At 65.1% G+C, this 19,134-nt stretch carries 16 protein-coding genes; 3 read left to right on the top strand and 13 right to left on the bottom strand.

Annotated elements, in window-relative coordinates; genetic code table 11:
* Positions 1-46: 46 nt before the first annotated feature.
* Positions 47-1,303, top strand: a complete 1,257-nt coding sequence (locus A9973_RS07030; protein ID WP_183013006.1) for an FAD-binding oxidoreductase — start codon at positions 47-49, stop codon at positions 1,301-1,303.
* Positions 1,304-1,361: 58 nt separating this feature from the next.
* Here A9973_RS07030 and gabT read toward each other — a convergent pair whose 3' ends face one another.
* Genes gabT through A9973_RS06985 form a run of 9 tightly spaced genes read right to left on the bottom strand, consistent with a single transcriptional unit; the run spans position 1,362 to position 11,367 of the window.
* Entirely contained in the window at positions 1,362-2,666 is a 1,305-nt protein-coding gene (gene gabT, locus A9973_RS07025; protein WP_183013192.1) for a 4-aminobutyrate--2-oxoglutarate transaminase, read from the bottom strand.
* A 55-nt stretch (positions 2,667-2,721) separates the two neighbouring features.
* Positions 2,722-2,940 carry a hypothetical protein gene (locus A9973_RS07020; RefSeq protein ID WP_183013005.1) on the bottom strand — a complete coding sequence of 73 codons (219 nt, stop codon included), beginning with the start codon at positions 2,938-2,940 and terminating at the stop codon, positions 2,722-2,724.
* 2 nt (positions 2,941-2,942) lie between these two features.
* Complete coding sequence (locus tag A9973_RS07015) at positions 2,943-4,640, bottom strand: hydantoinase B/oxoprolinase family protein (RefSeq protein WP_183013004.1); 1,698 nt, start codon at positions 4,638-4,640, stop codon at positions 2,943-2,945.
* An 11-nt stretch (positions 4,641-4,651) separates the two neighbouring features.
* Positions 4,652-6,682 (bottom strand): hydantoinase/oxoprolinase family protein, encoded by a 2,031-nt coding sequence (locus A9973_RS07010; RefSeq protein ID WP_183013003.1) that lies wholly within the window; start codon positions 6,680-6,682, stop codon positions 4,652-4,654.
* Between the two features lie 42 nt (positions 6,683-6,724).
* Positions 6,725-7,429, bottom strand: a complete 705-nt coding sequence (locus tag A9973_RS07005; RefSeq protein WP_183013002.1) for a GntR family transcriptional regulator — start codon at positions 7,427-7,429, stop codon at positions 6,725-6,727.
* A 7-nt stretch (positions 7,430-7,436) separates the two neighbouring features.
* Positions 7,437-8,483, bottom strand: a complete 1,047-nt coding sequence (locus tag A9973_RS07000) for a branched-chain amino acid ABC transporter permease (RefSeq protein ID WP_183013001.1) — start codon at positions 8,481-8,483, stop codon at positions 7,437-7,439.
* The gene (locus tag A9973_RS06995; protein WP_183013000.1) at positions 8,483-9,397 is read right to left on the bottom strand and encodes a branched-chain amino acid ABC transporter permease; all 915 of its coding nucleotides are present in this window, start codon (positions 9,395-9,397) and stop codon (positions 8,483-8,485) included. Before A9973_RS06995 ends, A9973_RS07000 begins: the two co-directional genes overlap by 1 nt.
* A 9-nt stretch (positions 9,398-9,406) precedes the next feature.
* Complete coding sequence (locus A9973_RS06990) at positions 9,407-10,162, bottom strand: ABC transporter ATP-binding protein (protein WP_183012999.1); 756 nt, start codon at positions 10,160-10,162, stop codon at positions 9,407-9,409.
* Between the two features lie 23 nt (positions 10,163-10,185).
* Positions 10,186-11,367 (bottom strand): ABC transporter substrate-binding protein, encoded by a 1,182-nt coding sequence (locus A9973_RS06985; protein ID WP_220805365.1) that lies wholly within the window; start codon positions 11,365-11,367, stop codon positions 10,186-10,188.
* A 246-nt stretch (positions 11,368-11,613) separates the two neighbouring features.
* Here A9973_RS06985 and A9973_RS06980 point away from each other — a divergent pair, with 246 nt between their 5' ends.
* Positions 11,614-12,345 carry an ABC transporter ATP-binding protein gene (locus A9973_RS06980; protein ID WP_183012997.1) on the top strand — a complete coding sequence of 244 codons (732 nt, stop codon included), beginning with the start codon at positions 11,614-11,616 and terminating at the stop codon, positions 12,343-12,345.
* A 91-nt stretch (positions 12,346-12,436) separates the two neighbouring features.
* Here A9973_RS06980 and A9973_RS06975 read toward each other — a convergent pair whose 3' ends face one another.
* The 3 genes from A9973_RS06975 to A9973_RS06965 form a co-directional block, all read right to left on the bottom strand.
* Positions 12,437-13,231 carry an ABC transporter ATP-binding protein gene (locus tag A9973_RS06975; protein WP_183012996.1) on the bottom strand — a complete coding sequence of 265 codons (795 nt, stop codon included), beginning with the start codon at positions 13,229-13,231 and terminating at the stop codon, positions 12,437-12,439.
* 1 nt (position 13,232) lies between these two features.
* Entirely contained in the window at positions 13,233-14,123 is an 891-nt protein-coding gene (locus A9973_RS06970) for an ABC transporter permease (RefSeq protein ID WP_183012995.1), read from the bottom strand.
* Between the two features lie 306 nt (positions 14,124-14,429).
* Positions 14,430-15,401: an ABC transporter substrate-binding protein gene (locus A9973_RS06965; protein WP_183012994.1), complete on the bottom strand. Its 972-nt coding sequence runs from the start codon at positions 15,399-15,401 to the stop codon at positions 14,430-14,432.
* Positions 15,402-15,680: 279 nt separating this feature from the next.
* On the opposite strand from A9973_RS06965, the gene A9973_RS06960 reads away from it, so the two are divergent.
* On the top strand, positions 15,681-16,637 hold the full coding sequence (locus A9973_RS06960; RefSeq protein WP_183012993.1) for an aldo/keto reductase: 957 nt from the start codon (positions 15,681-15,683) through the stop codon (positions 16,635-16,637).
* A gap of 12 nt (positions 16,638-16,649) precedes the next feature.
* Here A9973_RS06960 and A9973_RS06955 read toward each other — a convergent pair whose 3' ends face one another.
* The gene (locus A9973_RS06955; protein ID WP_183012992.1) at positions 16,650-19,091 is read right to left on the bottom strand and encodes a TonB-dependent receptor; all 2,442 of its coding nucleotides are present in this window, start codon (positions 19,089-19,091) and stop codon (positions 16,650-16,652) included.
* Positions 19,092-19,134: the final 43 nt, after the last annotated feature.

The raw sequence follows: 19,134 nt of genomic DNA, 5'->3' as shown, positions 1-19,134 counted from the left end.
TCCGCTGCCCTACAATTCCCGGCCTTGACGCTTCGAATAAAAAATCATGGGAAAGCACGTCATCGTCTTGGGCGCGGGGATTGTGGGCGTTTGCTGCGCGCTGGAGCTGTTGCGCCGCGGCGCGACGGTCACCTTGGTCGACAAGCAGGACCCGGGCATGGAAACGTCCCTGGGCAACGCCGGCGTGCTGGCGCGCAGTTCGCTGATGCCGTTCAACCATCCCGGCTTATGGCGCCAACTGCCCCGTCTGCTGAAAAACGACACGGTCCAGTTCCGCTATCGCCCCCGGTACCTGGCGCGGAACCTGGGCTGGGCGGCGCGCTTCCTGCTGAATGCGCGGCCGGCCGTCTTCCGCGAAACCGTCGAGGCGCTGGACGGCCTGATCCGGCTATCCGCACCCGAGCATTTGAAACTGCTGGACGCCGCCGGCGCGCGCCATCGCCTGCGCGACACGGGCTGGGTGTTCCTGTACCGCAGCGAAGCCGCCTGGAACGGCAGCGGACTGGCCCGCCAGACCTTTGCCCGGCACGAAGTCCCGACACAGATGTTGAGCCCCGCGGAGCTGGCGGAAATGGAGCCCGCGCTGTCACCGATCTTCCATCGGGCGCTGTGGATCCAGGGGTCGTATTCGGTGGATGACCCGCATGCGGTCGTTGCCGCCTATGCCGATCTGTTCCTGCGGACGGGCGGCACGTTCAAACGCCTTACCGCCACCGCCATCCGCCGCGACGGCCAGCGCTGGACGGTACGGGGGGCCCAGGATTCGGAATCGCTGTCGGCGGATCAGCTCGTCGTGGCGCTGGGGCCGTGGTCGAAAAGCCTGCTGAACACCACGGGCATCGACTTGCCCATGGCGTTCGAGCGCGGCTATCACATGCACTACGCCGGCCAGGACGGCGCCCGCGTGAGCCGGCCCGTCTACGACACCGGCGGCGGCTACGTGCTGTCGCCCATGGCGCGCGGCCTGCGCCTGACCACCGGCGTCGAACTGGACGATTGCGACGCGCCCGCCCGCCCGGATCAACTGACGCTGGCGGAATCCCGGGCGCGCGAAGCATTCCCGCTGGGCGAACGCCTGGATCCGGCCGCCTGGCTGGGACGCCGCCCCACCCTGCCCGACAGCCGCCCGATGATCGGCGAAGCGCCGCGCCATCCCGGACTATGGCTCGCGTTGGGGCACCAGCACATCGGCTTCAGCACGGCGCCCGGCACGGCGAAGCTACTGGGCGAACTGATGGTCGACGGGGCAGACGGGGTAGCCGGCTCCCGCTACCGGGCCTTCCGGCCCGGCCGGTTCCTCTGACGCCCTGCGATTGCAGCTACGGGGCGCCCTTGGGAACAGAGGACGTCACCCGGCGGCTTCAGGCCGGCTCCTGCAACTCGGCCAATGACGCATGCAAGGCGGCCTCGAAGATATCCAGGCCTTCCTCCAGCTGGTCGAACGGGATCGTCAGCGGCGCCAGGACCCGAACGACGTTGCCGTAGACCCCGCAGGTCAGGAGGATCAGCCCGCGGTCGGCCGCCACCCGCGTCAGGGTCTTGACCACCTCCGGCCACGGTTCACGCGTTTCCCGGTCCTTGACGAATTCCACCGCCACCATCGCGCCCAACCCGCGCACATTGCCCACGCAGCCGAAACGCTCGTCGTCCGACCAGGCCTTGAAACGGCGCATCACGCGTTCGCCCACCTGCACGGCGCGCTCGGCCAGTTTTTCCTCGGCAAGCACGTCAATCACCGCCAGCGCGGCCGCGCAAGACAAGGGATTGCCGGCGAACGTGGAGCCCAATCCCCCGGCGGGGATCTTGTCCATCACGCTGGCGCGGCCCGTGATCGCGGCAATCGGAAAGCCGCCGCCCAGGCCCTTCGCCATCGTAATGATGTCCGGCGCAACGCCCAGGTGATCCATGGCGAACATGCGGCCCGTGCGGCAGAAGCCCGTCTGGATTTCATCGGCGATCAGCAGGATGCCGTGCGTGTCGCATAGCTGGCGCAGGCTTTTCATGAGGGACGCGCTGGCGGGATTGAAACCGCCCTCGCCTTGCACCGGTTCGATGATGATGCCTGCGACGCGACTGGGGTCGACCTCGGACTTGAACAGCGTATCCAGGGCCCGCAGGCTGTCGGCTTCCGTGATGCCCCGGTATGGCGTGGGAAAGGGCACGTGGTAGACGTCAGGCACCAGGGGGCCGAATCCCGCTTTGTACGGCACCGTCTTGCCGGTCAGGCTCATCGTCATCAGCGTGCGCCCATGGAATGCCCCGGAGAACGCCACAAAGGCCGAACGGCCCGTCGCCGCCCGCGCCACTTTGATGGCGTTCTCATTGGCTTCCGCGCCGGTGTTCACCAGAAACGTCTTCTTCGGAAAATCGCCCGGCGCCAACGCATTCAGTCGCTCGCACAATGCCAGATAGCCCTCATAGGGCGTGGTCTGGAAAGACAAGTGCGTATAGCGGTCCAGCTGCAATTTGACGCGCGCGATGACTTTGGGATGCCGATGGCCCGTGTTGGCGACCGCGATGCCCGCACCGAAGTCGATGTAGCGCTTGCCGGCTTCGTCCCAATACTCGGCGTTTTCGGCCCGGTCGATCATCATGTCCAGGTGCTGCGCCAAGCCGGCAGGAATCGCTGCCTTGCGGCGTTCGTTGAAAGTATTTTGCTGGGACATCATCCCCTCCTCCAGATAAGCCGACGCCGCCCCGCGCCCGCGGGGCGGCGATCCCTCATGCCTGCGCCGTCTCGCGCTCTGCGGCGTGCTTGGCCGCGCCATGCCGGACGTCACGTTCGTGCGCCCAGTCGACGCACCACGACGAGCAGAAGATTCGCCCGTCGGGCTCCACCCGTTTCGCCGTGTCGTCTTCGGTGCCTTCGTAGATGAGCACGCCGCAATTCACGCACTTGATGTAGCGCTCGATATACAGGCCGTTCTGGGAGAACTTCATGCTCATGCTCCTTGATAGTCGTAGTGGCGGCGCGCCGCGACAGCGGACACGTAGCCTTCGCGCACGTCTTCCTCGACGGCCTCCGGCGCGCGGTCCTTGGGATCGCCGTAGCCACCGCCACCGGGCGTGACCAGCCGCACGCGGTCGCCGCGCCGGATCACCACGTTGGAATACCGGCTGGACGAGGCCTTGCCATACGCTTCGCACATGGTTTCCCAAGCCTGTCCGCCGGCCTTTTGCACCAGCGTGGCGCCCAAGCCTCCTTCCGTGCCGCCGTGCAGGCCCCACGGCGCGAACTCGTGCCGGTCCGTCATCTGCGAGCACGTAATGCTTTCGTTCAGGCAGAGCATCTGCTTGGAATAGCCCACGCCGCCGCGATACTCCCCGGCACCGCAAGAGTCTTGATTGAAGGCCAGGCTCTCGATGCGCCACGGGAAGCGCGTTTCGTAGACTTCCACAGGCGTGATGCGACAATTGCCGTTGATGGAATCCACGGCGTCGTTGCCGTCGGCGAATGCGCGGCCGCCCCAGCCCACGGCCTCCAGGTCATAGCACGCGAAGTATTCCCCTGAGTCCGCCGCCACGCCGCCGAACACGAAATTGCAGTGCGTGGCGCCTTCGGCCGCCATGACGCGGTTGGGCACAGCCTTGGCCATCGCCCCCAGGATGGTCCCGACGATGCGCGGGTGCGTTTCCGTGTTGCCGCCCACCTCGGGCGCCGGGAAATCGACGTTGACAATGGTTCCGGGCGGCGCCACGACGCGAATCGGACGGAAACATCCGGAATTGCGGGGAATGGACGGGTCCGTCATATGCAGGACGGCGTTGTAGGCGGCCGACGTCGCCACGCCCAGGGTGGCATTGATGGGGCCGGCCGCCTGCGGCGACGACCCCGTGTAGTCGACGATGATTTCGCCGCCGCGCTTGTGCACTTCCACCTGCACCAGGTACTTGCGGTCGGCATCGATGCCGTCGCTTTCGATCAGGTCGTTGAAGGCGTAGATGCCGTCGGGAATCGCTTCCAGCTCGGCCCGCATGCGACGTTCGGAATACAGCAGCAAGTCATTGACCGTGCTCAACATCTTTTCTTTGCCGTACTTGGCATAGACCTGCTTCATCTGGCGTTCGCCCAGGTCGACCGCCGCGATCAGCGCGCGCAGGTCGCCATAGTTGCTGCGCGGCGTGCGCACGTTGGCCAGCAGCAGTTTCCAGACGTCGCGGTTGTCCTTGCCCCGCGACTTGATCTTCACCGGCGGTATGCGCAGCCCTTCCTGGAAAATCTCTGTGGCCTCGCCGCAGAAGCCTCCGGGCGCCATGCCCCCCACTTCGGCCAGATGGCCGATGGCGACCGCCCAGCCCACCATGTCGCCTTCCACGAAAATGGGTTTGAAGAAGGTGTGTTCCGGCGTGTGCAGCCCGCCCCGGTAGGGATCGTTGTGCAGGATGATGTCGCCGTCCTCCAGTTCGTCCAGCGGCATTTCCCGCATGCACGACTTCACCAGCAACGGCATGCCTCCGATCTGCGCGGGGCAGTAGTCCGCCACCGCGATCATGTCCCCATTGCGGTCCGCCAGGCCGCAAGTGAAGTCCAGCGCCTCGTTGAAGATCGTCGAATAAGACGTCTTCATGAGCGTGATGCCCATTTCCCTACAGATGGAAACCATGGTGGATTCCAGGATGTTCATCGTTACCATATCCATCGTGGTGCCCCTTATGCCGAAATGATCAGGTTGCCGTACGGATCCACGCGCAAGGTCTGGTTTGCGCGCAGTATCGTGACCGACGCGCTTTCCTCGATGACCGCGGGGCCCGTCAATACCTGGCCTTGCTTGAAGGTCTCGCGGTCGTAGGTCGGCGTCTCGACCCATCCCTCGTCATGCCGCACGCGGCGGCTGCCGGAGGCGGACGGGCTGCCTTCGCCGCGCGGCAATTCACGCAGCACCGGCTTTTCCGAAACGGCCACGGCGATGACCTTCAGGTTCACCATCTCGATCGTCTCTCCCGGAATGGCGAAGCCGAAGCGGGCCTCGTGCTGTTCATGGAAACGCGCCCACAGCGACGCGACGCTGGCATCGCTGAATTCGTCGCCGTCCAGCATGACTTCCAATTCGTGGTTCTGGCCCAGGTAGCGCGCCTCGACTGAGCGGTACACCTCCACGCCGGCGCCGTAGCCTTGCGCATGCAGCTCGCCTACGGCGTCCTGCACCAGGGACTTCAGCGCCGTCGTTACGCGCGCCTGCTCGAACCGTGTGGACACCTGCTGCACGGTCCGGTGCCGGTCCACGCGCGCGTCGGTCATGATGAAGCCAAACGCCGAGAACTGGCCCGGATAGTTCGGCACCATGCCCTGCGGGATGCCGCTGATCTCCATCAAGTCGCAAATATGCACCGGCCCCGCGCCACCCGACGCCACCAGCGTGAAATCGCGCGGGTCCAGCCCGCGTTGCAGCAATACCGCCCGCAACGCCCCCAGCATGTTGTTGTTGGCGATCTGCACCATCGCATAGGCCGTCTGGTCGACGGCCATGCCCAGCTCGGCCGCGATCCGCGCGACGGCCTGGTGCGCGGCGTCGGCGTCCAGTTTCATGCGGCCGCCCAGGAAGTAGTCGGGGTTGATGCGGCCCAGCACGACATTGGCATCGGTGACAGTGGCCTGATCGCCTCCCCGGCCGTAGCAGGCCGGCCCGGGATCGGCCCCCGCCGACTGCGGGCCCATGCGCAGCATGCCGCCCTTGTCGATCCAGGCGATCGATCCGCCGCCTGCGCCGATGGTGTGGATGTCGATCATCGGCACCTGGATCGGCAGCCCCCATTCGATTTCGAAGTTGGTCGTCACGTTCTCCATGCCGTCCACGACCGTGGAGCAGTCCGTCGACGTCCCGCCCATATCGAACGTGACCAGGTTGCGCAGCCCCGTCAATTGGGCCACCGCCCGGGTCGCGACCACCGCGCCGGTCGGCCCGGACAACGTCATCTGCACCGGCGCGGCCGCCGCGCCCTTCAGCGTGGATTCGCCGCCATTGGACTTGATGACGCCGACCTTGCCTCCCACCCCGATCTCGTCCAGGCGCTTCTGCATGCGCTCGAAATTGCGCGATACGATCGGCTTCAGATAGGCATCGGCGATCGTGGTGGACGCGCGGTCGTATTCCTTCCACTTGGGCAATACGTCGTACGACACCGATACCGGCAGGCCGGGAAGCTCCTCTGCAAGGATCTCGCGGATGCGATGCTCGTGCGCCGGGTCGATGTAAGAGAACAAGGTGCAGACGGCGACGGCCTCGATGTCGCCGCTTTCCCGGATGCGCGCGGCGACCTCGCGTACGGCGGCTTCGTCCAACGCCTGCACGATATCGCCGCTCGCCGACAGGCGTTCCACGACCTCGTAGCAATCCGCGCGTTTGACCAGCGGCTTGGTCTTGATCCAGGTGATGTCATAGTGGCTGCGCCGGTCGCCGCGCTGGATGAAGGGGACATCCCGGAAGCCCTGCGTCGTGATGTAGGCGACCTTGGCGCCGCGCCGCGTCAGCAGCGCATTGGTGGCGATGGTGGTTCCCAGTCGGATCTTGGATACGGAGTCCAGGTCCTCGTGTTGAGAAAGCCCTTGCAGAACGCCTTCGATGGGCTCCTTGGGCGTGGTCAGGTTCTTCCAGTTCCGTATGGTGCCGGTCTCAGCGTCATACGAGACAAAGTCGGTGAATGTGCCACCTATGTCGATACCGACGATGTTGATGTCCTGCATTGCTTTCTCCCTTGAATTCCGCCGGTTCATGCCGGCGGCGAACTAGTGATCGCTATAGGCCGCCGCGATCCGGCGCCAGGAATCCTGGATGTGGTCGCGCAGGGCCTTGGCCGCCCTGTCCGGGTCACCCGAGGCCAGCGCGTCCACCACCGGATAGTGGTCGGCCGCCGCCTCCTCCAGGCTTTCAAAACGGTGTTCGACCAGCGTGATGAAGATCTGCACTTCGGCATGGAGATTGTTGAAGGCCCGCAGCGTCTGCGAATTTCCCGACAATTCGCAGATGCGCTGGTGAAAGCCGATGTCTTTCTGGACCAGCTCCATTTCCTTGCCCGCATTGGCGGCCTCGACCATGTCGTCGACCATCTTGCGCAGGCCGTCCACATCGGCCGGCGTCATGCGCGTCAAAGCCTGGCGGACCGCAAAGTCTTCGACCATCGTGCGAAACGAGAACACGTCTTCGATGTCCTGCCTCGTGAAAGACCGTACGAAGGTCCCGCGGCGCGGCGACGACACCAGCAGCCCGCGCTCCTCCAGCTTGCGTATCGCCTCCCGGATGGGGTTGCGGCTGATCCCCAAGGTACGCGCCAGTTCGGCCTCGTTGATGCGTTGCCCGCCTCGCAGCCGCCCCGACACCAGCTCGCGGAACAAGTGCTCCGCGACCTGGTCCGACAGCATGCGGCTGTCGATCAGGACGTTGCTGAGCAAGGGCTCGCCGGGGGATGCCGTGTGCGGATAGGACGAAGTCATGAGTGGTTTATTCCTTTTTTTCGGACCGCGCGGGCCAGGTGAACTCTCGTCCACCCATCAGGCCATCTCGCCGGTAAATGAGGATGAGCAACATCGCAGCGGCCAGCACCAGTTCCTGGACGCCGCTTGGCAACGTGAATTGTGCTCCTCCCAGCGAAATGCCGCTTTCGAACTGGCGGAAGACATCGATGACCAATTGCACGAAAACCACCCCCACCACGGCGCCGGCCAGGCTGCGCATGCCGCCTACCACCAGCATCGCAAGCGTGATGAACGTCAGGTTCAGGAAAAAGGAATCGACGGAGATCGTGCCGACGAAATGCGCTTGAAGCACACCGGCCATGCCCATGACCGCGCCGGACAAGGTGAAGGCGATCAGACGACTGCCGTACAGCGACACGCCTGCTGCCCGCGCCGCGACCTCGTCTTCGCGTGCGGCCCGCAACACCAGTCCCCAGCGCGAGCGCTGATACGTGTAGGCGGCGACGATGCTTGCGGCGGCGGCGCCGAAGGCCACGCCAGGTGTCACGAAGGTGGGCAGGCCCACCACCGAGGCCGTGCCCATGGTCACGCTGTCCCAGTTCGAATACACCACGTTCAGGATGAAGAGGATCGCCAGGGTCGAGATGGAAGCCGCCAGCCCCGACAGCCTCATCAGCACCAGCCCGACCGCAAGGGCCGCGACCGTGGCTGCCGCGACCGACGTCGCCGCCGACGTCCAGATCGGCAGCGACTGCCCCAGCAGGAAATCGGGCAAGCCCGGCATGACGATGGGTTTCAGGGCTTCGCAGCAGGTCTGCCAGGCCGCGGCGTAGGCGGCGACCGCCATGAAAGACACATGGCCGAACGAGACGATGCCCGAGTTGCCGATGAAGATGTACATCCCCACCACCGTGACGATGCGGATCAGCGCCAGGGTCACGCTGCTTTGCAGCGACAAGCTGCCGTATTCGGCGGCCAGCATGCTGGCCAGGCCCAGCGGCACGATCAGCGCCAGGACCGGCACGGCGCCTTGCCATCCGCGCCGGCGGGTTGCAGATGTTTGAGCATGCATCACACGCGCTCCCGGTTCGCGCTGGTGGAGATCAGCCCGGACGGCCGCCATAGCAGCGTCAGGATGACCAATGTGAAGACTCCGGCATCGCGGAAAGGCCGCAAATCCGCCGGCAGATAGGATTGCAGCAGCACGCTGGCCGCCCCCACCAGGAACCCGCCCAGCGCCGCCCCCGGCAATGAACCCATGCCGCCGATGACGGTCGCGAAGAAGGCATAGATGACCGGCATCATGCCCATGCGCATGTCCAGCGTGCCGGTCTGCATGATCAGCAGCAGCGACACCGTGCCCGACAGCACGCCGCTGACCGCGAAGGCCACGGCGATCACGCGGTTGGCGGGCACGCCCAACAGCCGCGCCATCTGGAAGTTCTCGGCCGCCGCACGCATCTGCACGCCGATGGACGTGCGCTTCAGGAACAGCACCAGCGCCACCAGCAACACCGCGGCGACCCCCATGGTGAGCAGTTGCGTGCCGGGCAGGCGCAAGCCACCGATGTCGATCGCGCGCCCCATCCCGCCGCTGATGTCGATCGATTTCGGCCGCCCGGTATGCACGAGCATGATCAGGTGCTGAAGGAAATAGCTGACGGCGAACGACGACACCAGCAAGGTCGCCGGGTTGGTCTGCCGCAAGGGCCGGAACGCGATGCGTTCGGTGGCGAGCGCCAGGATGACGACGGTCAGCAGCACGGCGACGACCATCAGCGGCGCCGGCAAGGCGCCGAAGAGCAGCGGCGGTGCCACGCTGGCCGTCGGTACCACCAGCGCGTATGCCCCGACGGTGATGTAGTCGCCCTGCGCGAAGTTGATCAGACGCATGATGCCGAAGACGAAGCCGATCGCCAGCGACACCAACGCGTACAGGCTGCCCAGCGCGGCGGCGTCGACCAGGGTTTGAATGAAGCTCATCATGGCGGCCCCCTAGATGTGCAAGGCCGGGTTGTCGGACTTGTGGCCCAGGTAGGCGCGCCGCACCTCCGGATCCGCCTGGATTTCCTGCGGCGAGCCTTCGGCCAGGCTGCGTCCGCCGTCCAGCACATGGATGCGGTGGCAGGCGCCCATGATCACCTGCATGTTGTGTTCGATCAGCAGCACGCCGCAGCCGAACCGGTCGGGGATGCCCGCGATCAAATGCATGAGGTCATCGCATTCGGCGTCGTTCATGCCCGAGGCGGGTTCGTCCAGCAACGCGAACGACGGCGCCAGGGCCAGCGCGCGGCCGATGCCGATGCGCCGCTCGTAGCCATACGACAGACTGTCGCAGCGCTGCCCCGCCATGTGGCCGCAACCGATCCAGTCCAGGACGTCCTGCGCCCGCTGCCTCGCCGGCTTGCTGCGCAGCCCGCTGCCCAGCGCCGCGACCATCAGGTTTTCCAACACCGTCAGGTCTTTGAACAGCCGGCCGGCCTGGAAGCTGCGCGCGATGCCAGCGCGGGCGGCATGGCTGGGACCGGACGCCGCCACGGGGCGGCCCGCCAGCCGCACGGTGCCGCGGGTGGGCCGCTGAAACCCGCTGAGCACATTCACCATGGTGGTCTTGCCTGCGCCGTTGGGGCCGATAAGGCCGAACACCTTGCCAGGCGGGATCGTCAGATTCACCCCGGACAGCGCCGAGATGCCGCCGAAAGCCACGTGCACGTCACGCGCCTCCAGCACCGTTGTCGCATCGATGGACATGTTCCGTTCTCCGGCCATCGCGCTCAGGCGCCTACCCGGAACAACAGCTTCAGATCCGGCGTGAATTGGTTCCGGTACATCTCGACCGCGCGGAACGACCCGTCCTTGACGGTCATGATGAGCCACGGCCGGTTCACCTGTACGTGCAGATCCTTCGTGTAGCTGGTGGGCCCCACCAGGAAGGGCTGGTCCTTATAGCTGTTCATCACCACCAGCGTCTTGTCGGCGTCCGTGCTCTTGGCTTCGGCCACGGCGTGCGCCCACTGTTCGATCAGGCTATAGCCCAGCACGGAATAGGAAGACACGGGCGGTTCGCCCCAGCGCGCCTTGAAATCCTGGACGAACTTGTTCATCTCCGGGCGCGGGTCGTCGCCGTACAGCGACATGAATCCCGGCAGATAGAAGTCCTTCAGGTTCGGCACGGCGTTCAGCCAGTAGTTGTCCACCATGGCGGTCGTGCCGAGGATGGGCATGTCCAGCCCTGCCGCGCGAAGCTGGCGGATGGCCGAAGCGCCGCCCGGCGTATAGCTGCACAGGAACACCGAATCCGGCTTGGTCTTCAACCCTTGCAGGCGGGTGATCTGCGCGGCGATGGACGGGTCGTCATTGCGAAAGACATCGCCCCCAAGGATGCTCTCCTTGCCGTTGGTGCGCGCCCACGCCGCGCGGAATCCCGCGCAACCGGACTTGTTGTATTCGATCGAGACGTCCTCCAGCACATAGGTCGTCTTCACCCCCAGTTTCTGCTGCGCGTACTCGGCAATGGCGATGCCCTCCGACTGCGCGGCGCTGTTGGCCGTGAAGGCCATATTGCCCACTCCTTGCACGCCCATCTTGGGATCCGCCGCGCAGAGGCTCATCGAAATGACTTTGGCCTTCTGGGCCGCCAGCGCCGCCGGTGCGCCGAAGTCGTAGTCGCAAGACACCACCAGCATGTCGACACCGGATTGCACCAGTTCCGCACCGGCGCTGGCGGACCGCTCGCGCTCGGTTTTGGTGTCCAGGACGCGGATCTTCACCTCGCGCCCCAGCAGGCCGCCCGCCTTGTTGATTTCGTCGATTTTCATGACGGCCGCGCGAAACGGCGCGGCGTCGTAGTTGTGCAGCCACCCGGATTGGGCGATGGCGAACCCGATGACGATGGGCTTCTCGGCAGCCTGCCCGGGCCCGCCGAAAAGTGCCCCGGCGCCGACGGCGATAGCCAAGCAGGAGGTCTTCAGAAATTTGGACAACGTGCGCATCACTTCCCCTTGCGGAGCGCGCTCTTGGTCGCACCCCGGTTGTGTTTATGAACCACGACTCAATTTTCTGACCACTGTTAACTGCAGACTGTGGACAGTTCGCATATTGGTCTCTAGAATTTGCAGCGTCAACCGGATTCACCCTAGTAACTTCCCTTACCCGTTCCGGGCCGCTCAGGCGTCGGCCCCGCGCTCATCAAGAGGTGGTTCATGCTGGAAATCAAGAATCTGCACGCGGCCTATGGCCGGCTGGCCGCGCTGAAAGGCGTGGATATCCATGTGCCGGCAGGCAGCATCGTCTTCGTGGTGGGTCCGAACGGAGCAGGTAAATCGACGCTGCTGAAGTCCATCGCCGGGGTCGTCAAACCGGCAGAGGGTTCGATCGATTTCGAAGGGGTCCGCATCAATGGACGCCCGCCCGAACGCCTGTGCCGGGACGGCCTAGTGCTGGTGCCGGAAGGCCGCCACATCTTCGGCACGTTGACGGTCGAAGAAAACCTCAAGCTGGCGATGAGCGCCCGCAAAAACAAGGCCGAAGCCGCTACGGATCTGGCGCAGGCGCTTGACGCCTTCCCCATCCTGCGTGAACGCTACCAAGGCGCGGCCGGCTACCTGTCTGGCGGCGAGCAGCAACAGCTGGCGATTGCACGCGCGATGCTGCTCAGGCCCCGCCTGTTGATGATCGACGAGCCGTCGTTGGGCCTGGCGCCGCTGGTCATCGACCAGGTCTACGACAAGTTGCGGATGCTGAACGCATCCGGAATGACGTTGCTGGTCGTCGAGCAATCAACCGCGCGCGTGATGGATCTAGCAACCCACGTCTATGTGCTGCGCAACGGCAAGGTCGCGTTGGATTGCGAGGCGCGCCAGATCGGCGACGGCCGTGCGCTGGAAAACGCCTACTTCGGCTACGAGACGACGGCAGAGGCTGAAGCCGCCTGATAGGCGGCCGGCATTCGCGCATGAAAAAAGCGCCAGGCGCCTGCCCTCTTGCAGGGCAGGCGCCGGGCGCTTAATTCGCCTATGGCCGGACTCAGCCCAGCAGCAGCGCGTCGTCGGACAGCTTCTCGCCGCGCACGCGTTCGAACATGGCCAGCAGGTCCGGCACGTCCATGCCGCGGCGTTCGTCGCCGGACACGTCCAGCACCACCTGGCCTTGATGCAGCATCACCGTGCGGTCGCCCACGTCAAGCGCCTGGCGCATGCTGTGGGTGACCATCATGGTGGTCAGCTGATTCTCGGCGACGATGCGGGCCGTCAACTGCAGCACGAAGTCGGCGGTGCGGGGATCGAGTGCCGCGGTGTGCTCGTCCAGCAGCAGGATGCGCGACGGCTGCAGGGCCGCCATCAGCAGACTGACCGCCTGGCGCTGGCCGCCCGACAAGAGGCCGATGCGGTCGGTCAGCCGGTTTTCCAGCCCGAGGCCCAAAGTGGACAGGCGTTCGCGGAAACCGTCCTTCATCGATGCCTTGACCGCCCGGCTGTAGCCGCGGCGCGCGCCGCGCATTTGCGCCAGCGCCATGTTCTCTTCGATGGTCAGGTCTTCGCAGGTGCCGGCCATCGGGTCCTGGAACACGCGGGCCACGCGGCCGGCGCGCGCCCAGACGGGCTGGCGCGTGACGTCCACGCCATTGATGTCGATGCGGCCCGAATCCACGGGCAGGTCGCCCGACACGGCGTTCAGGAACGTGGATTTGCCGGCGCCGTTGGAACCGATGACGGTCACGAACTGACCCGACGGGATCTCCAGCGACATGCCGCGCAACGCGCGGGTTTCGATGGGCGTGCCGGCGTTGAATGTGATTTTCAGATCTTTTGCGGACAACATATCAGCGCCCTTTTTTGCCGACCAGGCGGCGCTTGAGCATCGGGATGACCAGGGCGACCGTGACCAGAACAGCGGTGACGAGGTTCAGGTCCTGGGCCTTCAGGCCGATGAAATCGCTGTTCAGCGCCAAGGCGATGAAGAAGCGGTAGACGATGGCGCCGATGATGACGGCAAGCGTCGCCAGCACCAGTTTGCGCGACGGCAAGATGCTTTCACCGACGATCACCGCGGCCAGGCCGATCACGATGGTGCCGATGCCCATCGAGATGTCCGAGCCGCCTTGCGTCTGCGCGAACAGCGCGCCCGCCAGGGCGACCAGCGCGTTGGACAGCGCCATGCCGCCCAGGATCATGCGGCCGGTATTGACGCCTTGCGCACGGGCCATGCGGCCATTGGAACCGGTGGCGCGCACGGCCAGGCCGGTCTGCGTGGCGAAGAACCAGTCCAGCGCCAGCTTGGCCAGGATCACGATCACGATCAAGATCAGCGGGCGGGCGACGTAGTCGGAAATCCAGGCCGGCTGCAGGATCGTGAAGACGGTGGATTCGGTGATCAGCGGCACGTTGGGCTTGCCCATGATGCGCAGGTTGATCGAGTACAGCGCGATCATCATCAGGATGCTGGCCAGCAGATCCATGATCTTGAGCTTCACGTTCAGCCAGCCGGTGACCAGGCCCGCGGCCGCGCCGGCGAACGTGGCGATGATGGTGGCCAAAAACGGATCGGTGCCCGAGGCGATCAGCGTGGCACAGACGGCGCCGCCCAGCGGGAAGCTGCCGTCAACGGTCAGGTCGGGGAAGCGCAGCAGGCGAAAGGAGATAAACACGCCCAAGGCCACCAGGCTGAAGATCAGCCCGATCTCCAACGCGCCTAACAACGAGAACAATGACATGGGTCAAATCCAATCAGGGTAAGGAAGGTGCATATTAAAGATTTGAAACGTCGGATTTCTTGCGTTTGGGGGTCAGTTTTACCCCAGCTTTCGCAATAAACGTTTCCCGGCCCGCCATTTTCGCTTGTTTCCTGCCAAAGCGTCTCCACGCGTGCCGGCAATGCCGCAAGCGGAGTCGAAGATGAAGGTTCTGGGAGCGAAAAAACGTCCGGAAGCGGCGCACGCCGCCATGGCGAGACACTGAAAAAACCTAACAAAAACCCCGCGCACGCCGGACAGGCGTGGCGGGGTCCGTGCGGAACCGCTTTACTTCACGACCACCGCAGCCGACTTGATGATGGCATCCGACAAGGTCACGCCTTGCTTGGCGGCAGCGCCCGGATTCACATACAGCTCAAGCTTCGAGATGGTTTCCGACGGGATCGCGCCAGGCTTTTCGCCCTTCAGGATGCGCACGACCACCTTGCCGGTCTGCACGCCCAGATCACGGTAGTTGATGCCGAGGGCGGCGATGCCGCCGCGCTTGACGCTATCGGTATCGGACGCGATCAGCGGGATCTTGGCGTCGTTGCCGACCTTCACCAGCGATTCGTAGGCCGACACGACGTTGTTGTCGGTGTTGGTATAGATGACGTCGACCTTGCCGATCAGGCTGCGCGCGGCGGAAGCCACGTCGACCGAACGCGGGGCGGCGGCTTCAACCAGGCTCATGCCGTACTTGGGCAGGATTTCCTGGAGCTTCTTCACGACCACGACCGAATTGGCTTCGCCCGGGTTGTAGACGATGCCCACGCGCTTGGCGTTCGGGATGATTTTCTTGATCAGGTCGACCTGCTTGTCCAGCGCCAGCAGGTCCGACACGCCGGTCACGTTGGTGCCCGAGGCGTCCATGCTGGCGACCAGTTGGGCGGCGACGGGGTCGGTCACGGCGGAATACACCACCGGCACGTCCTTGGTGGCGGCCACGACCGCTTGGGCCGACGGGGTGGCGATGGCGACGATGGCGTCGGGGCGGTCGCCCACGAACTTGCGGGCGATCTGCGCGGCGGTGCCGTTGTTGCCCTGCGCGCTCTGGTATTGCCACTTCAGGTTCTTGCCCGCTTCATAGCCGGCTTGCTTGAGCGCGTCCTGCACGCCGTCACGCACGGCATCCAGCGCCGGGTGCTCGACGATGGCGGTGATCGCCACCGATTTCTGCTGCGCAGCCACCGGCGCGGCGATAGCCATCGCCAGCGCCATGGCGCCAACCGTCAGAAAATGTTTTTTTCCGATCAGCATACTAAGCTCCTTGAACCCTTGGTCGTTGTTCGTTGGGGGTTGTCGTGGGGGTTTCTTGGGGGTTTCTTGGTTATGGCCATATCGGCGGCTTCCCGCCAGTTCAGCTAGCCATAAAGCCGTATAGTCTAACTTGCCGCCAGCCAAAAGAACTTGGGGGGAATCCCTGAAATGGTGCATGCCGCAACCTGCATGCCCCACGCCGGAGCACGCGGCGCCAATATACTAAACCGGCGTGGCCGCCCTTCCCTGCAGCCCGCCGCCGCACCCAAAGGCCACACCATGATCAAACGCGCTCTAGGCCGTTCCGGCCTGCAAATCCCCCCGCTCACCTTCGGTGGCAACGTCTTCGGCTGGACCGTCGACGAGGCCGGCACGTACTCGCTGCTGGACGCCCTGGTCGACGCGGGCCTGAACTTCATCGATACCGCCGACGTCTATTCGCGCTGGGTCCCCGGCAACCAGGGCGGCGAATCCGAAACGCTGATCGGCAAATGGCTCAAGCGGTCCGGCAAACGCGACCGCGTGCTGATCGCGACCAAAGTCGGCATGGAGATGGGGCCCGACGCCCGCGGCCTGGCGCCCGCCTACATCCGCCGATCGCTGGACGCGTCGCTGGCCCGCCTGCAGACGGACCATATCGACCTGTACCAGTCCCACCAGGACGATTCCCATACCCCGCTGACCGACACGCTTGCCGAATACGCCAAGCACATCGAATCGGGCAAGGTGCGCGCCATCGGAGCGTCGAACTACACCGCCGTGCGCCTGTCCGAAGCGCTGATCACCGCCGAACGGCACGACCTGCCGCGCTACGAAAGCATCCAGCCGGAATACAACCTGTATAGCCGCGAAGCCTTCGAATCCGGCCTGCAAAGCCTGGTGAAGACGCAGCAGATGGGCACGATCAACTACTACGCGCTGGCCAGCGGCTTTCTCAGCGGCAAGTACCGCAGCGCGGCCGATGCGGGCAAAAGCGCGCGCGGCCAAAAGATTGTCGACAATTACCTGACCGATCGGGGCTTGCGCATCCTGAAGGCCCTGGACGAGGTTGCCGAGGACGCGGCCTGCACGCCGGCGCAGGCCGCGCTGGCCTGGCAGATCGCGCAGCCCGGCATCACTTCGCCCATCGTCAGCGCCACGTCCATCGCGCAGCTGGACGAACTGGTCAAGGCCGCCACCCTGACACTGACGCATGACCAGCTGACCCGGCTGAGCCAGGCCAGCGAGTGGCGCTAGGCGGCCGTCGCGCTAGAAGCGCTGGGTCAGCGTGACCAGCGCGGCGCGGCCTTCGCCGTAGAAAACCGAGTTGTAGAAGCCCATCGAGCGGTAGTACTGCTTGTCGGCCAGGTTGCGCACGTTCAACTGCAACTGCGTCTTGTCCGAAAAGTCGTAGCGGGCCATCAGGTCGAACAGCGCATAGGGTTTCTGCACGATCGAGCCGGACTGCAAGCCGTAGTAGGTCTGCGCGCTGGTCTGGCTCTGCCAGCGCACGCCGCCGCCCACCGTCAGCTTGTTCCACGCGCCCGGCAGCCGGTACGCGGTGCTCAGTTTCAGCAACTGTTCCGGCTGCGTGGTCTGCACCTTCTTGCCGGTGTTGTCCTTGGACTGGCGGTACGTATAGCCCAGGAACACGTTCCAGCCCGGCAACACTTCACCGGCCACCTCGGCCTCGAAGCCGCGCGTGCGGGTCCCGTCCAGGATGTAGTACCAGCCGTCGTCGTGCGCATAGTCGTAGCCGCCGTACTCGGCGACGTCCTTCTGGTCGGTCTGGAACACCGCCACGGACGCGTTCAGGCGGCCGTCCAGGTACGACGCCTTCAAGCCCGCTTCGTAGTTGTGGCCATACGCCGGTCCCGCCATGTCCCACGTCTGCGTCTTCACCATCTGCGGCTGGAAGATGTTGGTGTAGCTGGCGTAGGCGGTGTAGGTGTCGTTCAGGTCATAGGTCACGCCCACGTAGGGCGTGACTTCGGAATAGGTATGCGAATAGCCCGTCACGCCCCAACTGGTCTCGGTGGATTCCCAACGGGTCCAGCGCGCGCCGGTCAACAGGTGCAGGCGGTCGGTCAACCCCAGGCGCAGCGTGCCGTAGACGCCGGTCTGCTCATTGCGGTTGGTCTGCGACAACGCCAGGATGTCCCAGTTGGGCGCGGGCCAGTCGCCCGTCCAGTTCTTGACGTCGGGAATGGGATAGGTCGCCTGGTCGGAGGTGTCCCAGCTTTGGTTCCACGCCTTGATGACGGAATGGGAGAAGCCCATGCTGAACTGGTGGCGGCGGCCGAACGCATTGAAATCGCCGTCCATGGAGCCGCCGACCACGTCCTGGTCACTGCCGCCGACGAACTTGCGCAGTAGCGGCGGCGTCGAAAAGCCGTCGATCGTCACCGGCACGTCGGACGTGAACAGCAGCGGCGCGTCGAACTTGTTTTCCAGGCGCGTGTACGACAGGCGCGCATTCCAGCCGTTGGCGAATCCGTGGTCCAGTTGCGCGAAGTACTCGTGCGAATCCGTGTCCCAGCGCGACCAGTTGGCGCCCATGGCCTGCCCCTTGGGCCAGTCGATCGGCTTGCCGTTGGCGTCCAGGGCGGGCAAGCCGCCCCAGCTGATGCCGCTGGGCCGCGTGCGCTGCACCGAACCGCCGATGCTGATGGTGGTGGCGTCGGCCACGTCCGCCTCGATGATGCCGTACAGCACATCGCGCTTTTTCTTGTAGAGATCCATGGTGTCGCCGCGCCGCTCCTTGGCGCCGACGATGCGCCCGCGCACCGAGCCGGATTCATTGAACGGCGTAGACAGGTCGACTTCGCCGCGGTAGGTGTCTTCGGTGCCGGCCGACAGCTTGATGTCGCCCTGGAATTCGCGCGAGGGGCGCTTGCGGATGAAGTTCACGGAGCCGCCGGGATTGCCGGTGCCGCTCATCAAGCCCGTCGCGCCGCGGATGATCTCGACGTGGTCGTAGATGACCGGGTCCAGGTTGCCGTCGCCGAACTGGTAGAGGCCGTTCAGCGGCTTGACGACACCGTCGAACTGGAACGTGTCCATGGAAAAGCCGCGCGAGTAATACGTCAGGCGCTCGGACTCCGCTTGCTGCACGTTCATGCCGGTGGCGTTTTCCATGACGTCGCGCACCGACGTGATGGAGCGGTCGTCCATTTGCTGGCGGGTCAGCACGCTGGTCGATTGCGGCGTCTCGCGCTGCGACAGCACCAGGCCGTTGGCCGAACGCATCCAGTCGGCCGTGTACTGCCCCGTGCCTTCGGTGGTGGCGCCCGCGCCCAGCACCATCACCGGCGACAGCAGAGTGGCTTGGCCGCCCGCGCGCTGCAACAGGTAGTCGCCATCGGGGCGGCGCACGGCTTCAAGGCCGGTGCCCGCCAGCAGCGCGGCAAAGCCCTGGTCCACGCCGTAGCCGCCCTGCAAGCCGGCGGTCTGCATGCCCGCAGCCAGTTCCGGGTCGAAAGACAGCAGCACCTGTGTTTGCTGGGCAAAGCTGGACAGCGCCACGCCCAGCGCGCCCGCCGGCACGTTCACGGCGTGGCGGACCGGGGATGCGGCGCCAGCGGACTGGGCCCGCGCCGGGACGGGCGATAGCGCGGCGCCGGCCAGCGCGGCCAGCACCAGCGCGGTGAACGCCTTCATGCGCAGGCCCGCAGGCGCGGCGGGATGAGAGGGGAAAAAAGGCAGAGACATATCGTTGGGTTCCAGGCGAAGTCATTCGTTGCTTCACCCGTAT

This window comes from Achromobacter sp. UMC46 (assembly GCF_014170335.1).
In the GTDB taxonomy this organism is placed as follows: domain Bacteria; phylum Pseudomonadota; class Gammaproteobacteria; order Burkholderiales; family Burkholderiaceae_B; genus Achromobacter.
The sequence above is the reverse complement of the archived record's forward strand: the minus strand, read 5'-3'. Positions and strand labels throughout refer to the sequence as shown.